This is a genomic window from Aquabacterium sp., from assembly GCF_050725395.1.
Taxonomy (GTDB): Bacteria; Pseudomonadota; Gammaproteobacteria; order Burkholderiales; family Burkholderiaceae_C; genus Aquabacterium.
The window spans coordinates 1-15,736 of record NZ_JBOHHL010000055.1 but is presented as its reverse complement, the minus strand read 5'-3'; the positions used below and the strand labels follow the sequence as shown (position 1 = coordinate 15,736).

The window sequence follows — 15,736 nt, the reverse complement described above, 5'->3', positions numbered from 1 at the left end:
ACCGGCGCCTCGGACGCCAAGGCCTCCGGCTGGACTTCGTCTTCGTCCTGCGACTTGCCCAGGTCCTTGATTCGACTCAGGAAACTCATGCCTTGTACTCCAAACGGTCAAGCGTCGATCTTGAGGAAAGCCTCGTCTGCGGTCAGCGCAGCAAGGTCGAGTTCGTACCAGGCCCGCCCCTTGTCATCCACCACTTGCTGGCCGATGAAATGAGGGGTGTCTGGTGAGGGGGTGTTGCCGGCCACCATGTCCGCCGGGTTCCGCAGGCCCAGCAGCCGGTCCACGACCAGGGCCGCGTTGAGCTGCAGGGAACTGTTCATCGCGACCAGGCGACCGGCGTCGCGCGCGCCCTGCTCCTGAGACCAGCGGGCCACGGGGCGCGCCAGTCCGAGGAAGGCGGGCAGGTCGACCACGCCATGCAACTGGCCGCGCAGATTGGCCACGCCCAGAAACCAGGGCTGGCTGTGCGGCACGGATTGCAGCGCCGACATGGGGAAGATCTCGCCGGCTTGGTCAAGGGGCAAGAGGAAACCGTGCCCGGCGATCTCCACCGCCAACCAGTTCCGGGTTGGCGCTTGCTCGCGCGCGGCCTGCAACCGCGTGGCCAGGCGTTTTTGCAGGTCTCGCAGTGCTTCTTTGTTGGCCATGGATCAACCAAACGCCTTGATCTTGGCCAGCAGTTCTTCGGGATCGACGGGCTTGACCACGTAATCGCGCGCGCCCTGACGCATGCCCCAGACGCGGTCGGTTTCCTGGTTCTTGCTGGTGCAGATGATGACCGGCACGTCGGCGAAAGCCGGGTCGCGCGTGATGGCACGCGTGAGCTGGAAGCCGTTCTGGCCGGGCATGACCACGTCCATCAGGATCAGGTCGGGCTTTTCTTCTTGCAGGCGGCGCAAGGCTTCTTCGCCGTTCTCGGCGGTGCGCACCTTGAAACCTTTTTTGGTGAGCAGATCGGACAGCACGTGCAGTTCTGTCTTGGAGTCGTCAACCAGCAGGATTTTTTGAATGGACATGATCGATCAACCTCTTGGCGAATTCCGTGGCCGGCACGCAGCCGGCCAAACGCAGAACCGGAAACGGTTCAATCAGGCACTGTACTGCGCCACCGCTTGAAGCAACTGATCCTTGGTGAAAGGCTTGGTCAAATAATCCTGGGACCCCACCATTCGTCCACGCGCCTTGTCGAACAGACCGTCTTTGGAAGACAACATGATGACCGGCGTGGCCGCGAAACGCGGATTGCGCTTGATGATGGCGCAGGTCTGGTAACCGTCCAGGCGCGGCATGAGGATGTCGCAGAAGATGATGCTGGGCTCATGGTCATTGACCTTCGCCAAGGCGTCGAATCCGTCTTCGGCCAACAACACCTCGTAACCACCCTGCTTCAGGAAAATCTCGGCGCTGCGCCGGATGGTGTTGCTGTCGTCGATCACCAGGATCTTTTTGGGCGCGGTGATTTCAGGAACATCGCTCAATACAGGCAAGCCAGTTTCAGTCACGGACCGATTCCTTTAATCAGGGGTGATGACGGCCAAGCGCCGTCAGATCTGAACCATTTCGAAATCTTCCTTGCGCGCGCCGCATTCGGGACAAACCCAATTCATGGGAATGTCCTCCCAACGCGTCCCGGGTGCAATGCCTTCTTCGGGCAGGCCGACAGCTTCGTCATAAATCCAGCCACAAATCAAACACATCCAGGTGCGGGAAGAGTTCACGTCTGTTCAAACCAGCTTGAATACAATGGGCTGATTGTAGCCATCCCACTCTTGTGAAAAACAAGGGTTTGTGGGCACCACAAGACGCTTGGCGCCATGTGAGGCTCGCTAGGACGACTCCCGCCCATTGGTTTGAACACCGGGCCTGAACACCGCTAGACGCACCGAATGAACACTCCCACCGACGGCCCCCAGGTTGATCCCGCCACCGAAGCCGAAGACTCCGGGACACCGGCTTGCGTGATGAGCTTCAATGCCAGCGACCCCAGCGGCGCCAGTGGCATTGCCGCCGACATCGCCACCATGGCGTCCATGGGCGCGCACGCTTTGCCGGTGATCACCAGCTTACTGATTCGCGACACCGCCGAGGTGTTTGAAATTCACGAAATCGACGCCGACGCGGTGTCCGAGCAGGCTCGCACCATTTTGGAAGACGCCACGATCGCGGCCTGGAAGGTCGGCTTTCTGGGCAGTGCCGAAGGCGTCAGCGTGGTCGCCGAGATCCTCTCCGACTACACGGACATCCCGTTGGTGTCTTATTTACCCAACGTGTCCTGGCTGGAAGAAGACGCCCAGATGTCCTACCTGGAAGCGTTTCGCGAATTGATCCTTCCGGCGACGCTCGTGTTGGTCGGAAACCACAAGACCCTGACGGACTTCCTGCTGCCCGAGTGGGAATCCGAACGCCCGCCTTCTGCGCGTGAACTCGCCGTGGCCGCCAGCGAAAGCGGTTGCGGCTATGTGCTGGTGACCGGCATCCAGTTGCCCGACCAGTTCATCGACAACGTGCTGGCCTCGTCCCAAGGCGCCATCGCGGGTGAGCGATTCGAGCGATTCGAAGCCAGCTTCGTCGGCGCAGGCGACACCCTGTCGGCAGCCCTGGCCGCCATCCTGGCCACGGAATCCGCGGTGGACGTGGCCGTGTCCGAGGCACTGAGCTTCCTGGACCAAGCCCTGGATTCTGGCTTCCGGCCCGGCATGGGCGGCGTCATCCCCGATCGATTCTTCTGGGCACTCCCACCTGGCGAGACCGGCGAAGAAGGCGCGGAAGGCGAAACCACCGCCGCGGGCGAATCGCCCCTGGCCGACAACGACATTTCCCCTTCCTCACGCAATGTCCACTAACGCAGCTTTGTTCGAGCGCGCGCAGCGCTCCATCCCGGGCGGCGTGAATTCGCCGGTGCGGGCCTTCCGCGCCGTGGGCGGCACGCCCCGCTTCATCGCCAAGGCACAAGGCGCCTACATGTGGGATGCCGAAGGGCGCCGCTACATCGACTACATCGGCTCCTGGGGCCCGATGATCCTGGGCCATGGCCACCCCGAGGTGGTCGAGGCGGTGCAGAAAGCCGCGCTGGACGGTTTTTCGTTTGGCGCCCCCACCGAGCGCGAGGTCGAGCTGGCCGAAGAAATCTTGAAGCTGGTCCCCAGCGCCGAGCAGGTGCGCCTGGTCAGCTCCGGCACCGAAGCGGCCATGAGCGCCATCCGCCTGGCGCGCGGCTTCACCGGCCGCAGCAAGCTGATCAAGTTCGAAGGTTGTTACCACGGGCATGCCGATGCCCTGCTGGTCAAGGCGGGTTCGGGCTTGGCCACCTTCGGCCACCCGACGAGCGCCGGCGTGCCGCCCGAAGTGGTGCAGCACACCCTGGTGCTCGAGTACAACAACGTCGAGCAGATCGAGCAGGCCTTTGCCGAAGTCGGCAAGGACATCGCCTGCGTGATGATCGAACCCATCGCCGGCAACATGAACTTCGTGCGCGCCTCGGTGCCCTTCATGAAGCGCCTGCGCGAGCTGTGCACGCAGCATGGCGCCTTGCTGGTGTTCGACGAGGTGATGTCGGGCTTCCGCGTGGCCCTGGGTGGCGCGCAGAGCCTGTACGCGCAACAGATCCCGGGCTTCGTGCCCGACCTGAGCGTGTTCGGCAAGGTCATCGGCGGCGGCATGCCGCTGGCGGCCTTCGCGGGGCCGGCCCAGGTCATGGCGCAGCTGGCGCCACTGGGGCCCGTCTACCAGGCGGGCACGCTGTCGGGCAACCCGGTGGCCACGGCTTGCGGTTTGAGCACCTTGAAAATCATCCAGCGGCCAGGATTTTTTGAGGCACTGTCGCAGCGCACGCAAACCTTGGTGCAAGGCCTGGTCGGTGCGGCGAAGCAAGCTGGCGTGCCCCTCATCGGCGACAGCCAGGGCGGCATGTTCGGCTTCTTCTTCGCCGACAGCCTGCCCCAGCACTACCAAGCCGTCATGGCCCATGGCTCCGAGAAGTTCAACCGCTTCTTCCATGCCATGCTGGACGGTGGCGTGTATCTTGCACCCGCCATGTACGAGGCGGGTTTCGTGAGCGCCGCCCACACCGAGCAAGACATCGCCGAGACGGTCGCGGCCGCCGCAAAAGCACTGGGTTGAGCATGCACATTCACATCCTTGGCATCTGCGGTACCTTCATGGGTGGCGTGGCCGCATTGGCCCGCGAGGCCGGTCACCGCGTGACGGGTTGCGACGCGGGTGTCTACCCGCCCATGAGCGACCAGCTTCGGGCCCTGGGCATCGACCTGATCGAGGGCTACACGCCGGACCAGCTCGACTTGAAGCCCGACCTGTTCGTGGTCGGCAACGTGGTCTCACGTGGCAATCCGCTGATGGAAGCCATCCTGAACGCCGGCCTCCCTTACACCAGCGGGCCGCAGTGGTTGAGCGAAAACGTGCTGCATGGCCGGCATGTGCTGGCCGTGGCGGGCACGCATGGCAAGACCACGACCACCTCGATGCTGACCTGGATCCTGGAGCACGCGGGCTTGCAGCCGGGCTTCCTGGTGGGCGGCGTGCCGCAGAACTTCGGCGTGTCGGCGCGCCTGGGCGGCCTGGACGAGGCTTCACGGCCCGCCACAGGCCATCCTTTCGTGATCGAGGCCGACGAGTACGACACCGCCTTCTTCGACAAGCGCAGCAAGTTCGTGCACTACCAGGCACGCACTGCCGTGCTGAACAACCTCGAGTTCGACCACGCCGACATCTTCGCCGACCTGGCCGCCATCGAGACGCAGTTCCACCACCTGGTGCGCACCGTGCCGGGCCAGGGCCGCCTGGTGGTCAACGCCCGCGAGGAAAGCCTGCAGCGCGTGCTGGACCGGGGCTGCTGGAGCGACATCGTGCGCTTTGGCGTGCGCGGCGACGTGCCCGGCTTCCGCGCGCGCGGCGAGCCTCATGCCTTCGACGTGTTGAAGGCCGCCGTGCTGGTGGGCCGCGTCGAGTGGAGCCTGATGGGCGAGCACAACCAGATGAACGCGCTGGCCGCCATCGCTGCAGCCGAACACGTGGGCGTGTCCCCGCAGGTCGCGTGCGAGGCGCTGGGCCAGTTCGCCAACGTCAAGCGTCGACTCGAGTGGCGCGGCGAAGTCAATGGCATCACCGTGTACGACGATTTCGCGCACCACCCCACGGCGATCCGCACCACGGTGGACGGTCTGCGCCGCCGCATCGCGCCGGATCAACGCATCATCGCGGTTTTCGAACCCCGCTCCAACACCATGAAGCTGGGCACCATGAAGGCGCTGCTGCCCTGGTCGCTCGAAGAAGCCGACCTGTCGTTCTGCCACAGCGGCGGGCTGGGTTGGGACGCGGCCGAGGCGCTGGCCCCGATGGGCGACCGCGCCGTCGTGGTCGACAACATCGACGCGCTGGTGGCCAAGGTGGTCAAGGTCGCCAAGCCAGGGGACCAGATCCTGGGCATGAGCAATGGCGGGTTTGGCGGGTTTCACGACAAGTTGCTCAAAGCTTTGGCCTGAGGTCGACAACAACAGGGAGGGGTCGCCATGAGCGCCACATCATCCATCGAGGCTTTTGTTGAGGAAACCAGTTTCGGCAACTGGTTTCTGCGCACCGCGACCTGGAAGGTCCATGTGCTGCGCCGCGCTTTGAATGACCTGCAAGGCCTGATGCCAGCCGGACAACGCCCCGAACGCATCCTCGACGTGGGCTGCGGCTTCGGGCATTCTTTCGCCGAGCTGTCCAAGCGCTTCCACCCCAGGTTGATCGTGGGCATGGACCCGGACCCCGGGCTGCACAAGCGCGCTCAGGCAGAGGCTCAGGCCTGCCCCAGCCCGGTCGAACTGCACGCGGACAATGCGTCCTGCATGGCCTGGCCGGACGGGCATTTCGACATGGTGTTCTGCCACCAGACCTTCCACCACATCGTGGCGCAGAAGGAAGCCATGGCGGAGTTTTTCCGGGTGCTCAAGCCGGGTGGCACCTTGCTGTTCGCCGAGTCGACGCGCAAGTACATCCACTCCCTGCCGATCAGGTTGCTGTTCAGGCACCCGATGGATGTTCAGCGCACGGCGCCCGAGTACATCGCCATGATCCGCGAAGCAGGGTTCGACCTGCCCGACGCGCGCATCTCGACGCCCTACCTGTGGTGGAGCCGGCCGGACATCGGCTTTCTGGAATGGATCGGCCGGCCCGTGCCCACCGAGCGCGAGGAGACGCTGGTGAACGCGGTGGCGGTCAAGCCAGGACAGGCCTGACGACAACGAACGCTCACTTGGGCAAGGCCACCTTGGCCAGAGTGCCCTTGAGCGCCACGCCGATGATCACGGCGCCACCATGGCACTCGTACTCTGTGCTGCTCTTGAACTCGTCCTTCTTGTAATAGCTGACGATGTCCACCACGGCATTGGCGCCGGCTTCCTTGGCGCGTTCCTGGAAGTTGATGAGCGCGGCCAGCGCCGCCCACTTGCAACCGGCTTCGTCGGCCTTGCCGACCCCATTGGTCTTGCGGTTGGACATGACCGAACCATGGCGCGAAAGCACCTTGGGCGTTTTGGCGCCGGCCAGGAAAAACTGAACCGAGCCATCGAGCTTTTCCTTGGCTTGGGGCATGTCCAGCACATCTTGCCAGGGCAAGTGGTGCTCGGTATCACGGGCATGGGCCGTGGAGGTCAGGGCCAGGATGGCCACGGCGGCCAAAGAACGTTGCAAAAAACCTTGTTTCATGGAGAGCTCCTTCTTCCTTTTCTTTGTAAACACCAACGGTCACTGCCCAGCAACCGCAGATGAAGACACGGCGGTAGCAGGTACCAACTCACCAGGGATCATGATGCGCATGGTCAGGTACTTCATCCAGGAGTTGTAGGTGGGGTGGATGGTCGCATTGGCGCCCTCGCCTTCATGGAACAGCCCTTCGCTGGACACGTAATGGACTTGGTAGCTCTGGGCATCGTAGGTCACACGAACCACCGCACCGACATAGCTTTTGGGCCGGCGGTACTCAAGCTTGATGACGCCCGGCTCGTCTGACAGCACCTTCCAGCCATAAGGCTGGGTGCCCGTCAGGATGGCTTTGCGAACCTGCTCGATGGTGGAAGGTTGACCATCCATCCGCTGAAGCGCGACAGGCCCCGGGTTGTAAATCGGGGCGTTGTTCTGGCGGGCCATGGCGACGTTGAAAGCCATGATCATGGTCAGAAAGATCATCGAGATGCGGGCAAACATGTTTCTCATTCCTTGGTTGATTGATCGATTCACTGAGGCCAGCGACGGAGGATCAAGGATGTGTTGATCCCGCCGAACGCGAAGTTGTTGCTCATGACCAGCTCGGTCTGCAATTCACGCCCGCCCGCACGAACGTAATCCAGTTCACCGCAACGCGGATCGACGGCGTGCAGGTTGATGGTCGGGGCGAACCAGCCGTCTCGCATCATCTCCAGGGTCATCCAGGCTTCCAGCGCACCGCAGGCGCCCAGGGTGTGGCCCATGTAGCTCTTGAGCGAACTGATGGGTGTGCGCGTGCCGAACACGCGGTGCGTGGCATTGGTCTCGGCGACGTCACCATGCTCGGTGGCGGTGCCATGGGCATTGATGTAGCCGATGGCCTCGGGTGGCAAGCCGGCGTCCTGCAAGGCCATGTCCATGGCGCGGGCCATGGTCTGCGCATTGGGCTGCGTCACGTGGGTGCCGTCGCTGTTGGTGCCGAACGCGAGGATCTCACCCAGGATGCGCGCGCCACGGGCCTGGGCATGTTCCAGCTCTTCCAGCACGAAAGTGCAGGCGCCCTCGCCCAGCACCAGACCATCGCGCTCGGCATCGAAAGGCCGTGGACTGAGGTGCGGCGTGGTGTTGACGGTGCTGGTGGCGAACAGGGTGTCGAACACGGCAGCATCGGCGGCGTCGAGTTCTTCGGCGCCGCCAGCCAACATGGCCACCTGGCGACCGCTCTGGATGGCCTCGAAGGCGTAACCCAGCCCCTGGCTGCCGGCCGTGCAGGCGCTGGACGTGGGAATGATGCGGCCGGTGGCGCCGAGGAACACGCCGATGTTCACCGCCGCCGTGTGCGACATCATCTTGATGTAGGTGTTGGCGTTGATGCCTTCGGTGGTCTTGCGGTTGATCATGTTGCCGAAGTCGCCGACGGCCGGCGGCGAGCCGACGGAAGAACCGTAGGAGATGCCCAGGCGTCCGCTGGTGACCAGGGGATCGCCCGTGAGCCCCGCGTCGGCCAGTGCTTTCTCGCTGGCCAGGCAGGCCATGATGGCGACGCGGCCCATGCTGCGCGTCACCTTGCGGTTGTAGTGGGCGGGCAGATCGAAGGGCGCGACGGTGACGCCCAGTCGGGTGTTCAGGCCTTCGTAGCCGTCCCAGTTTTCCATGTAGCGGACGACGTTGCGCTCTTCGCGCAAGCGTGTCCGCACAGTGGGCCAATCGTGGCCCAGCGGGCTGAGGGCGCCCACACCGGTGATGACGACGCGTTTCATCCGACCATGCCTCCGTTGACGGAAATGACCTGCCGCGTGACGTAAGCCGCGTCGTCGGACACCAGGAAAGAGACGGCGGCGGCGACCTCTTCGGGCCGGCCCATGCGGCGGATCGGGATCATCTTGAGGGCTTCCTCCAGCACGTGGGGTTCGATCATGTCGGTGTCGATGAGGCCAGGGGCCACGCAATTGACGGTGATGTCGCGCTTGGCGAGTTCGACGGCCAGGGCTTTGGTGGCACCGATGATGCCCGCCTTGGCCGCGCTGTAATTGGTCTGGCCTCGGTTGCCCACCAGGCCCGATACCGAGGCCAGGGTGACGATGCGGCCCGGCACGCGCCGGCGCACCATGGGCATGACCACGGGGTTGAGCACGTTGTAGAAGGCGTCGAGGTTGGTGTGGATGACCTGGTCCCAGTCATCGCCACTCATGGCGGGGAAAGCGTTGTCGCGGGCGATGCCGGCGTTGCAGACCACGCCGTGGTAGGCCCCGTGCGCGTCGATGTCGGCCAGCAAGGCGCTGGCCGAGGCCTGGCGGTCGGCCACGTCGAAGGCCAGGACACGGGCCGAGCGGCCGAGATCCCTGGCGGCCTGCGCGACCTCTTCAGCCTGGGCACGCTGTTCACGGCAATGCACCACGATGTCGAAACCGTCGCGCGCCAGGCGCAAGGCGATGGCACGTCCGATGCCACGGCTGGAACCCGTGACCAGGATGGACCGGTTCGTCATGTGTTCTCTCCCTGGGAAAGCAAAAAAGCCGCGCCTTCCGGCGGCTCGAAGACCGACAGGTTGGCCGAAGCGACCACGCTGCCATCGATCAGGATGCGGCATGCGAACATGCCCAGGCCATTGTCGGCGATCAACTCGCGCGCGACCTGGATGTGCAGGCACGCACCCACCGGGAACACCGGCCGCGTTGATTCATAGCGCCGGGAACCCACCAGGAAGCCGATGTCGACCTGGCGTCCTTCGGAACGCGCCCGGTGGCCCGCCCAGGCCGCCACGGTCTGGGCCATGTACTCGATGCCGGCCCAGGCAGGCAGGCCACCATCGCGGACGAAGAAGCCGCCCGGCCGGATGTCGGCCTCGGCCACCGCGCCATCGGCATCGACGCTGACAATGCGGTCCAGCCAGCTCATCGTGCCGCGGTGCGGCACCAGTTGTTCGACGTGGGCCTTGCTCATCAGGCGCTCCCCAGCAACAGGCTGGCGTTGCTGCCGCCAAAGGCGAAAGAATTGCTGAGCACGTACTGCGCCGCGCGGCCCAAGCTCTGGCCGGCCTGGACGATGTTCAAGGTGGGCAAGGCCGGGTCGGCGCTGCCGTCCCACCAGTGCGGCGGCAAAGCCCCCCGGGGATTGTCAACCAGGGTCAGCCAGCCGAAGGCGGCTTCCAGGGCGCCGGCGGCGGCCAGGGTGTGCCCGGTCACCGGCTTGGTGGAGCTGACCGGCACGCGATCGCCCAGCACCTCGTGCACGGCCAGGCTTTCCATGGCGTCGTTGTGGGGCGTGCCCGTGCCATGAAGGTTGAGGTAGTCCACGGCCTGAGGCGGCACACCGGCCCGCGACAAGGCCTGGCGCATGGCCGCCATCGCACCGCGTCCGCTGGGGTCGGGGGCGGACATGTGGTGGGCATCCGAGGTCTCGCCCCAGCCCGCCAGCCTGACCGGACCTTCGTCGCGTGTCATCAGGAACAGGGCGGCGCCTTCTCCGAGGTTGATGCCGCAGCGTTTGGCGGACAAGGGATTGCTGCGCTCGGCGGAAACGGATTCGAGCGCGGAAAAGCCCGCCACGGTGAAGCGGCCCAGCGCGTCGCAGCCACCGGCCAGCACCGCGTCGGCCAGGCCGGCTTGCAGCAGGCGCGCGCCGCTGGCCAGGGCCTTGGCACCCGACGAACACGCCGTGGAAATGACGTGGGCGGTGCCCGTGGTGCCCAGCTCGGCCGCCAGGAAATCGGCCAGGTTGCCCAGCTCCTGCTGGGCGTAGCTGAAGCCGGCGGGCCAGGTCTGGGCGCGGGCCCATTGCGCGCGGGCGGCCTCGCCTTCGGGCAGGCCCGAGGTGCTGGTGCCAACGACGATGGCCACACGGCTGGGCCCGAAGCGTTCGATGGCGGCGTCGACCGCCGGCCGGATGTCGGACAGCGCCAGCAGTGCCAGGGCGTTGTTGCGGACCTGGAAGGCCGGGGCGGCGTGGGCCAGGCTGGGCAGGTCGGCATGCACCTGCCCCAGTTGCAGGACACGGCCGGGCGAAAAGTGGTCGGTGGCCGTCAGGCCGCCGGCTTGAACGGCGTCCAGCAACGCATGGCGCACGGGACCAACACCGTGCCCGAGGGCGCACACCAATCCAAGTTGTTGAAGATAGACCGTCATGGCTCGGCAAATGCAGGGGATGCGCCTTGGCTGTGCAGTTGCACGGTGTAGCCCTCGGCGCCTTGAATCAATTCGATGTGGCCGGGCTCGACCAGCCGCACCGTCACCACCGGATTGTCCTCCCGGAAAAAGGTGCGACCACGGGCCGTTTCAAACAGACGCCAGCCGGGCGGTAAAGCTGCACGCAGGGTGTCGGCGGGCCACCACACCATCTGCAGGTCGCTCAACACGCGTTCGGCGCTCACCACCTTGGGCCAGCCCGGCGCCAGGGTCTGAGACAGCGTGCGGCCATCCCAGTCCAGCCGCGCGATGGTCTGGCCCAGCTGCATGACGGCCAGTCGCACGGCGTCTGGATCCACTTCCAGCGCGACGTCCAGGCTGCGGTGCTGGCCGGCCACGGCCACGTCCATGCGCTGCACCACGGTGAGCTCGCGGCCCAGGGAGGCGGGTGTCAAACGGAACAGGGGCGCGGCCGGCTCTCCTCGGAGCCAGGCGCAGGCGGCCAGCAGCAGGGTCATGGCCGCCAGGACCGCCAGTCGGCCGGTTCGCATCAATGCCGGGTTCACGCGCGCACCTCCTCGGGTCGACCGCCATTTTTGCGCAGGCGAAGGCTGGGCGCCAGCACGCAGACCAGGCTCAGGCCGATCAGCAGCGTCAGGCCGAAAGCATGCAGCGCCGGCGTGGCCGACAAGGCCAGCAGCCCGAAGGACAGCATCGTGCTGCAGGCGCCCAGCAGGACGGCCAACCAGGCGTGGCCCTGGTCTTCGCCCTGGTGTTCAAGCAAGAAGATGCCGTAATCGACCCCCATGCCCAGCAAAAGCATCAGGGCCAGGAGGTTGAACAGTTGGAAGGGTTCACCCAGCCAGCCCTGCACCGCCAGGCATCCCAGCGAGGCCAAGGCGGTGGGCAACCAGGCACGCCAGGCCGAACGGCCGAAGCGCAGCGCCAGAGCGCCCCACACCAGCCCATGGCCCAGGACCAGCAACCAGGTCATGGTCACGCGGAAGCGCCCCAGCAAGCGCGACAGCTCGGCAGGCCGGTCTTCCCAGTGCACGCCTTCGACCTGCTCACCCCATTGCCGCAGCGCTTCGGACTCAGCCTGGTGGGCGAGCCCTTTGATCAGGATGACGCTGGCCTGGCCACCATCCACGGCGCCCAACCATTGAGAACGCAAGCCCTGCGACGCGGGACTGGCCAGCCAGCCAGCCACCGTGATGGGCGTGGAGCTGAAACCGGGCCGGACCAGGTCCTCGCCCACCAGGGGGCCGACCTGGGCCAGCACCGCACGCTCGGCGCGTTCGGTCAAACCACGGTTCTCGGCCTGGCGGCTGGCAGAGGGCACCCAGTCGGACACGGCGCTCAGGCTCACGCGCTGGCCTTGCTCGGCGGCCTGGGCGATCCACGGGGCCAGCCGGGCCTTGAGCGCTTCCTCGCGTTGCAGCACCACTTCAGGCGTCGGGCCCTGGACCAGGAAAAACTGGGCCGGGCTGGGCAGTTGCAACAAGCGGCCCACCTCGAGCTGGGCCTTGATCAGGGCCGGTGGCGAGGATTGCAACTGGCGCAGGTCGTCGTTGACGCGCAAGCTGGCCACGCCCGTGGCGCACACGCCCAGGAACACCAACACGCTCGCCCACAGGTGCAAGCCCTTCACCATGGGCCAGCGCGACAGGCTGCGGGCCACCGCTTGCGACATCCGGCTGCCCCGCAATTCGCCCCGGTCCAGCGCCGGGAACCAGCACACCGCCGTCAGGAAGGCCGCGACCAGCCCGACCGCCGAGAACAAGGCCATCTGTCGCAGGCCAGGAAACGGCACGACGGCCAGCACCAGGTAACCCAGCACGCTGGTGAGCAGGGCCAGGGCCAGCCCTGGCAGCAAATGCCGCATCAGCGACCAGCGCGGCGTGTCGGGCGTGGCCAGGCGGGATGCGAAATAGTGGATGCCGAAGTCTTCCGCCACGCCCACCAGGCTGGCGCCAAAGACCAGGGTGAGCAGGTGCACCTGCCCGAACACCAGCACCGTGACGGACAGACCCGCTGCACAGCCGACCACCAGGGACACGGCGATCAGGGCCACCGGCCGCAGCGCCCGGAAGGCCCACCACACCAGGCCGATGACCGCGGCCAGCGATCCCCAGCCGATGGTGTTCATTTCCTGGTTGCCTTGGACGGCCCCCGCTTCGGCGTGCAAAGGCACGCCCGCCGTCAGCACCCGGACCGAATCACCAGCGCCGCGGCCCTTGGCCTCGGCACCGGCCTGGTCCAGGGCATCGCCCCAACGCCGCACGCCATCGAAACGGAAAGCCGACCCCTCGGTTTCGTACATCAGCACGGCCCAATCGCGTTGCCCTTTGGGATCGGGCACCCACAACAGCCCATCGCGCGGACGTGCCGCCGTGAGCCCCCCGCGTTGCGACCACCAGGCGGGCCACAGCCCCAAGGGGTCGGACAACCAATCGGTGGGCTGGCCCGTGCTCAGACCGTGCAGGCGCGCCAAGGCTTGCGATGCCAGCGCACCCACCGCCTTGGGGTCGAGGGCATGGAGTTGCTGGCGCTGTGCATCGGTGAGCAGTGCGTCGCGCCAGGGGCGGTAGAAATCAAGCGCCTGCGCCGCCTCGCCAATGTCCGGCGCGTGGCGCAGTCCCGCTTTCGCGGCCATCAGTGATTGGTCGAAGCGGGCGGACGCGGCCTGTGCCTCGGCCCAGGTCGGCGCACCCACCATGACGACGATGCGGCGTTCGCCCTGCTCGCCCAACTGCCGCATGGCGCGTTGGGCCACGGGGGCCTGCTCATCTTGAGGCAACAAGGCGAAGACGTCGGTGTCCAGCGCCGGGGCATGCCAGAAGCGCCACTGGTGGACACCCAGGGCCAGCACCACCAGCAACCAGGCCAGGGCGAGGCAGTTCGGCACCGAAGTGCGCTCGGAATGCTTCATGCGGGACACACGCTGCTCAGTTCAGTCGCTCGGCCTCGGCCGGGCTCAGCGTGGACGCCGCATGGTTGGAAAAAACGATGCGGCTGTCGTCGCCTGAAGCCTCCGCCAGGCGCACCTGCCTCACATGGCGGTCGCCCTCGAGTTCGATGCGGGCGATGAAACGCGCCAGGGCCGCATCCCGCGGCGTCAAGCTCACCCGCCAGCCTTGCGCGCCTTGCAGGCTGCCCGCGCTGTTGAAGCGGCTGGCCAGGGCCTGGAGGTCGCCGGCCAGCAAGGCCATCAGCATGTCGTTGACGGCCCGCAGACCGGGTTCCTGGCGCGTGTCGATCTGCTGGGTACTGCCCTCGGTCACGGTCACGAGCCGTTCGCGCGTGACCACCAAGGTGGACGCGAAAGGCGCCTTGGTCGTCCACAACACGCCCTTGCCCCGGGCCATGACGAACACGCCATGCGAAACCAAGGGGCGCTTGAAGCCTTTCAAGGTCTTGGTCTGTTCGAAATCGCCGCGCAGGACGGGCGAGGTCTCGAGCCGAAGGCCGATGTCGGCCAGCAGATCGGGCACGGCATCGGCTTGCACCGGCACGGGCCAGGCCGCCCCCAGCGCCAGGCCCGAGGCCAGCGCGCGCCAAAGCACATCACGGCGCGTCATCGTCATGGGTTCAGGCCTTCCACGCCCAGGCAACGCCACAGCACGGGTGGGCACACCCAGCACATCTCGCGCGTGCTGATGTCCAGTGCCACCTGGATGGAGCTGGCCGTGTGCAACTTGGCGCCGGTGTCCGCGCAGCGGATGAGGTAGTCGACCTTCAAGCGGTTCTGCCATTCGACGATCTGCGCACGGACCTTCAAGCGCTGACCATAGTGTGCCGACCCGACGTACTTCATCTTCATGTCGACGATGGGCCAGGCGTAGCCAGACTCGCGCATCTGCGGGTAGTCGTAGTTGAACCGTGCCATCAGCGCATTGCGGGCCAGTTCCAGGTACTTCACGTAGTGCCCGTGCCAGACAATGTCCATCGGGTCCAGGTCATGGAAGGCCGGGGTCAGTTCGATCTCGTGGCTGAGGTCGGGCATGGGTCGGGCGTCAGTCAAGGTAGACCTCCCAGCGGCCTTCTCGCAGGCCAGTCAGCAGCTTGTTCAGGTCGACGTCCAGGGCGCGGTCTTCCTCGACCAGGCGGATGTCGTCGGACAAGCGGCCCAGGAAGTCGGCCAGCGGCGCGGGCAGCGGCAAGGCCGAGACCTGCTGGCGCAGGCTCATCGCCTGGCGCGCCGCGATCAACATGCCAGCCACCACCTGCTCGGTCAGTTCCAGCACGCGCAAGGCATCGCGCGCGGCGATGGTGCCCATGCTGACCTTGTCCTGGTTGTGGCATTCGGTGGAACGCGAGAACACCGAAGCCGGCATGGTCTGCTTCAGGGCCTCCGCCGTCCAGGCCGACACGCTGATCTGCAGCGCCTTCAGGCCATGATTGATGGCCGCGCGCGGGCCCGTGGCGCCCGACAGGTTGGAGGGCAAGCCGTGGTTGAAGCGGGTGTCCACCAGCAGGGCCAGTTGTCGGTCCAGCAGGTCGGCCACGTTGGCGACGGTGTTCTTGAGCGTGTCCATGGCCAGGGCGATGTGGCCGCCATAGAAATGCCCACCATGCAGCACGCGCTCGCCATCGGGGTCGATCAGCGGGTTGTCGTTGGCGCTGTTGAGCTCGTGCTCGATGAGCTGGCGCAGCCAAGGCAAGGCGTCCTCCATCACACCGATGACGTGGGGCGCGCAGCGCAGGGAGTAGCGGTCCTGCAGGCGCTGTTCGTTGCGGGCCGGCCGATCGGACATCAGGTCTTCACGGATCCGGCGGGCGGCGAGTTGCGGGCCAGGATGAGGCTTGAACGAGAACAGCGTTTCGTCGAAGTGGTGGGCATTGCCATCGCTGGCCCACACATTGCACGCCGTCAGGCGCGTGGCCAGGCGCGCCACGCCGTCGGCCCG

The 15,736-nt window shown here is 66.0% G+C and carries 19 protein-coding genes; 4 read left to right on the top strand and 15 right to left on the bottom strand.

The features are described 5' to 3' along the window. Positions 1-107: 107 nt before the first annotated feature. From ACREB4_RS20040 to ACREB4_RS20025, 4 genes are all read right to left on the bottom strand, one after another. A complete protein-coding gene (locus ACREB4_RS20040) occupies positions 108-647 on the bottom strand; it encodes a chemotaxis protein CheW (protein ID WP_431590011.1) in 540 nt (179 codons plus the stop codon). A 3-nt stretch (positions 648-650) separates the two neighbouring features. Then, positions 651-1,016 carry a response regulator gene (locus ACREB4_RS20035; RefSeq protein WP_300545117.1) on the bottom strand — a complete coding sequence of 122 codons (366 nt, stop codon included), beginning with the start codon at positions 1,014-1,016 and terminating at the stop codon, positions 651-653. Positions 1,017-1,088: 72 nt separating this feature from the next. Continuing rightward, a complete protein-coding gene (locus tag ACREB4_RS20030) occupies positions 1,089-1,502 on the bottom strand; it encodes a response regulator (protein ID WP_300545118.1) in 414 nt (137 codons plus the stop codon). 42 nt (positions 1,503-1,544) lie between these two features. Further along, positions 1,545-1,697: a rubredoxin gene (locus ACREB4_RS20025; RefSeq protein WP_230182384.1), complete on the bottom strand. Its 153-nt coding sequence runs from the start codon at positions 1,695-1,697 to the stop codon at positions 1,545-1,547. A 189-nt stretch (positions 1,698-1,886) separates the two neighbouring features. Here ACREB4_RS20025 and thiD point away from each other — a divergent pair, with 189 nt between their 5' ends. The 4 genes from thiD to ACREB4_RS20005 are packed head-to-tail and all read left to right on the top strand — an operon-like array spanning position 1,887 to position 6,236. After that, positions 1,887-2,843 (top strand): bifunctional hydroxymethylpyrimidine kinase/phosphomethylpyrimidine kinase, encoded by a 957-nt coding sequence (gene thiD / locus ACREB4_RS20020; RefSeq protein WP_431590010.1) that lies wholly within the window; start codon positions 1,887-1,889, stop codon positions 2,841-2,843. Next, positions 2,833-4,119: a glutamate-1-semialdehyde 2,1-aminomutase gene (gene hemL / locus ACREB4_RS20015; RefSeq protein WP_431590009.1), complete on the top strand. Its 1,287-nt coding sequence runs from the start codon at positions 2,833-2,835 to the stop codon at positions 4,117-4,119. Before thiD ends, hemL begins: the two co-directional genes overlap by 11 nt. 2 nt (positions 4,120-4,121) lie before the next feature. Beyond that, positions 4,122-5,498 (top strand): UDP-N-acetylmuramate:L-alanyl-gamma-D-glutamyl-meso-diaminopimelate ligase, encoded by a 1,377-nt coding sequence (mpl, locus tag ACREB4_RS20010; RefSeq protein ID WP_431590008.1) that lies wholly within the window; start codon positions 4,122-4,124, stop codon positions 5,496-5,498. A gap of 27 nt (positions 5,499-5,525) precedes the next feature. Then, entirely contained in the window at positions 5,526-6,236 is a 711-nt protein-coding gene (locus ACREB4_RS20005) for a class I SAM-dependent methyltransferase (RefSeq protein ID WP_431590007.1), read from the top strand. A 13-nt stretch (positions 6,237-6,249) separates the two neighbouring features. On the opposite strand, the gene ACREB4_RS20000 is transcribed toward ACREB4_RS20005, so the two are convergent. From ACREB4_RS20000 to ACREB4_RS19950, 11 genes are all read right to left on the bottom strand, one after another. Continuing rightward, entirely contained in the window at positions 6,250-6,705 is a 456-nt protein-coding gene (locus ACREB4_RS20000; RefSeq protein ID WP_431590006.1) for an excinuclease ATPase subunit, read from the bottom strand. A 39-nt stretch (positions 6,706-6,744) separates the two neighbouring features. After that, positions 6,745-7,203 (bottom strand): hypothetical protein, encoded by a 459-nt coding sequence (locus tag ACREB4_RS19995; protein ID WP_431590005.1) that lies wholly within the window; start codon positions 7,201-7,203, stop codon positions 6,745-6,747. Positions 7,204-7,232: 29 nt separating this feature from the next. Further along, positions 7,233-8,462: a beta-ketoacyl-ACP synthase gene (locus ACREB4_RS19990; RefSeq protein WP_431590004.1), complete on the bottom strand. Its 1,230-nt coding sequence runs from the start codon at positions 8,460-8,462 to the stop codon at positions 7,233-7,235. Further along, positions 8,459-9,190, bottom strand: coding sequence for a 3-oxoacyl-ACP reductase FabG (gene fabG, locus ACREB4_RS19985; RefSeq protein WP_431590003.1), 732 nt, complete (start codon positions 9,188-9,190; stop codon positions 8,459-8,461). The genes ACREB4_RS19990 and fabG overlap by 4 nt, the downstream gene beginning before the upstream one ends. Continuing rightward, positions 9,187-9,645: a hypothetical protein gene (locus ACREB4_RS19980; RefSeq protein ID WP_431590002.1), complete on the bottom strand. Its 459-nt coding sequence runs from the start codon at positions 9,643-9,645 to the stop codon at positions 9,187-9,189. The genes fabG and ACREB4_RS19980 overlap by 4 nt, the downstream gene beginning before the upstream one ends. Further along, positions 9,645-10,826, bottom strand: coding sequence for a beta-ketoacyl-ACP synthase (locus tag ACREB4_RS19975; RefSeq protein WP_431590001.1), 1,182 nt, complete (start codon positions 10,824-10,826; stop codon positions 9,645-9,647). Before ACREB4_RS19975 ends, ACREB4_RS19980 begins: the two co-directional genes overlap by 1 nt. Then, positions 10,823-11,392, bottom strand: coding sequence for a DUF3261 domain-containing protein (locus ACREB4_RS19970; protein WP_431590000.1), 570 nt, complete (start codon positions 11,390-11,392; stop codon positions 10,823-10,825). Before ACREB4_RS19970 ends, ACREB4_RS19975 begins: the two co-directional genes overlap by 4 nt. Further along, positions 11,389-13,758 (bottom strand): MMPL family transporter, encoded by a 2,370-nt coding sequence (locus ACREB4_RS19965; RefSeq protein ID WP_431589999.1) that lies wholly within the window; start codon positions 13,756-13,758, stop codon positions 11,389-11,391. The genes ACREB4_RS19970 and ACREB4_RS19965 overlap by 4 nt, the downstream gene beginning before the upstream one ends. Before the next feature lie 16 nt (positions 13,759-13,774). Next, entirely contained in the window at positions 13,775-14,413 is a 639-nt protein-coding gene (locus tag ACREB4_RS19960) for an outer membrane lipoprotein carrier protein LolA (protein WP_431589998.1), read from the bottom strand. Beyond that, entirely contained in the window at positions 14,410-14,832 is a 423-nt protein-coding gene (locus ACREB4_RS19955) for an acyl-CoA thioesterase (RefSeq protein ID WP_431590012.1), read from the bottom strand. Before ACREB4_RS19955 ends, ACREB4_RS19960 begins: the two co-directional genes overlap by 4 nt. 10 nt (positions 14,833-14,842) lie before the next feature. Further along, a partial coding sequence (locus tag ACREB4_RS19950; RefSeq protein WP_431589997.1) for an aromatic amino acid lyase occupies positions 14,843-15,736 on the bottom strand: 894 nt, incomplete at its 5' end.

Bases quoted from the DNA above. Each gene is read 5' to 3' on its own strand.
- fabG (WP_431590003.1), bottom strand. From the start codon at position 9,190: ATGACGAACCGGTCCATCCTGGTCACGGGTTCCAGCCGTGGCATCGGA.
- ACREB4_RS20025 (WP_230182384.1), bottom strand. From the start codon at position 1,697: ATGTGTTTGATTTGTGGCTGGATTTATGACGAAGCTGTCGGCCTGCCC.
- ACREB4_RS20040 (WP_431590011.1), bottom strand. From the start codon at position 647: ATGGCCAACAAAGAAGCACTGCGAGACCTGCAAAAACGCCTGGCCACG.
- ACREB4_RS19960 (WP_431589998.1), bottom strand. From the start codon at position 14,413: ATGACGATGACGCGCCGTGATGTGCTTTGGCGCGCGCTGGCCTCGGGC.
- ACREB4_RS19990 (WP_431590004.1), bottom strand. From the start codon at position 8,462: ATGAAACGCGTCGTCATCACCGGTGTGGGCGCCCTCAGCCCGCTGGGC.
- ACREB4_RS19975 (WP_431590001.1), bottom strand. From the start codon at position 10,826: ATGACGGTCTATCTTCAACAACTTGGATTGGTGTGCGCCCTCGGGCAC.
- ACREB4_RS20005 (WP_431590007.1), top strand. From the start codon at position 5,526: ATGAGCGCCACATCATCCATCGAGGCTTTTGTTGAGGAAACCAGTTTC.
- hemL (WP_431590009.1), top strand. From the start codon at position 2,833: ATGTCCACTAACGCAGCTTTGTTCGAGCGCGCGCAGCGCTCCATCCCG.
- mpl (WP_431590008.1), top strand. From the start codon at position 4,122: ATGCACATTCACATCCTTGGCATCTGCGGTACCTTCATGGGTGGCGTG.
- ACREB4_RS19965 (WP_431589999.1), bottom strand. From the start codon at position 13,758: ATGAAGCATTCCGAGCGCACTTCGGTGCCGAACTGCCTCGCCCTGGCC.
- ACREB4_RS20000 (WP_431590006.1), bottom strand. From the start codon at position 6,705: ATGAAACAAGGTTTTTTGCAACGTTCTTTGGCCGCCGTGGCCATCCTG.
- ACREB4_RS19955 (WP_431590012.1), bottom strand. From the start codon at position 14,832: ATGCCCGACCTCAGCCACGAGATCGAACTGACCCCGGCCTTCCATGAC.
- ACREB4_RS19995 (WP_431590005.1), bottom strand. From the start codon at position 7,203: ATGTTTGCCCGCATCTCGATGATCTTTCTGACCATGATCATGGCTTTC.
- ACREB4_RS19980 (WP_431590002.1), bottom strand. From the start codon at position 9,645: ATGAGCAAGGCCCACGTCGAACAACTGGTGCCGCACCGCGGCACGATG.
- thiD (WP_431590010.1), top strand. From the start codon at position 1,887: ATGAACACTCCCACCGACGGCCCCCAGGTTGATCCCGCCACCGAAGCC.
- ACREB4_RS20035 (WP_300545117.1), bottom strand. From the start codon at position 1,016: ATGTCCATTCAAAAAATCCTGCTGGTTGACGACTCCAAGACAGAACTG.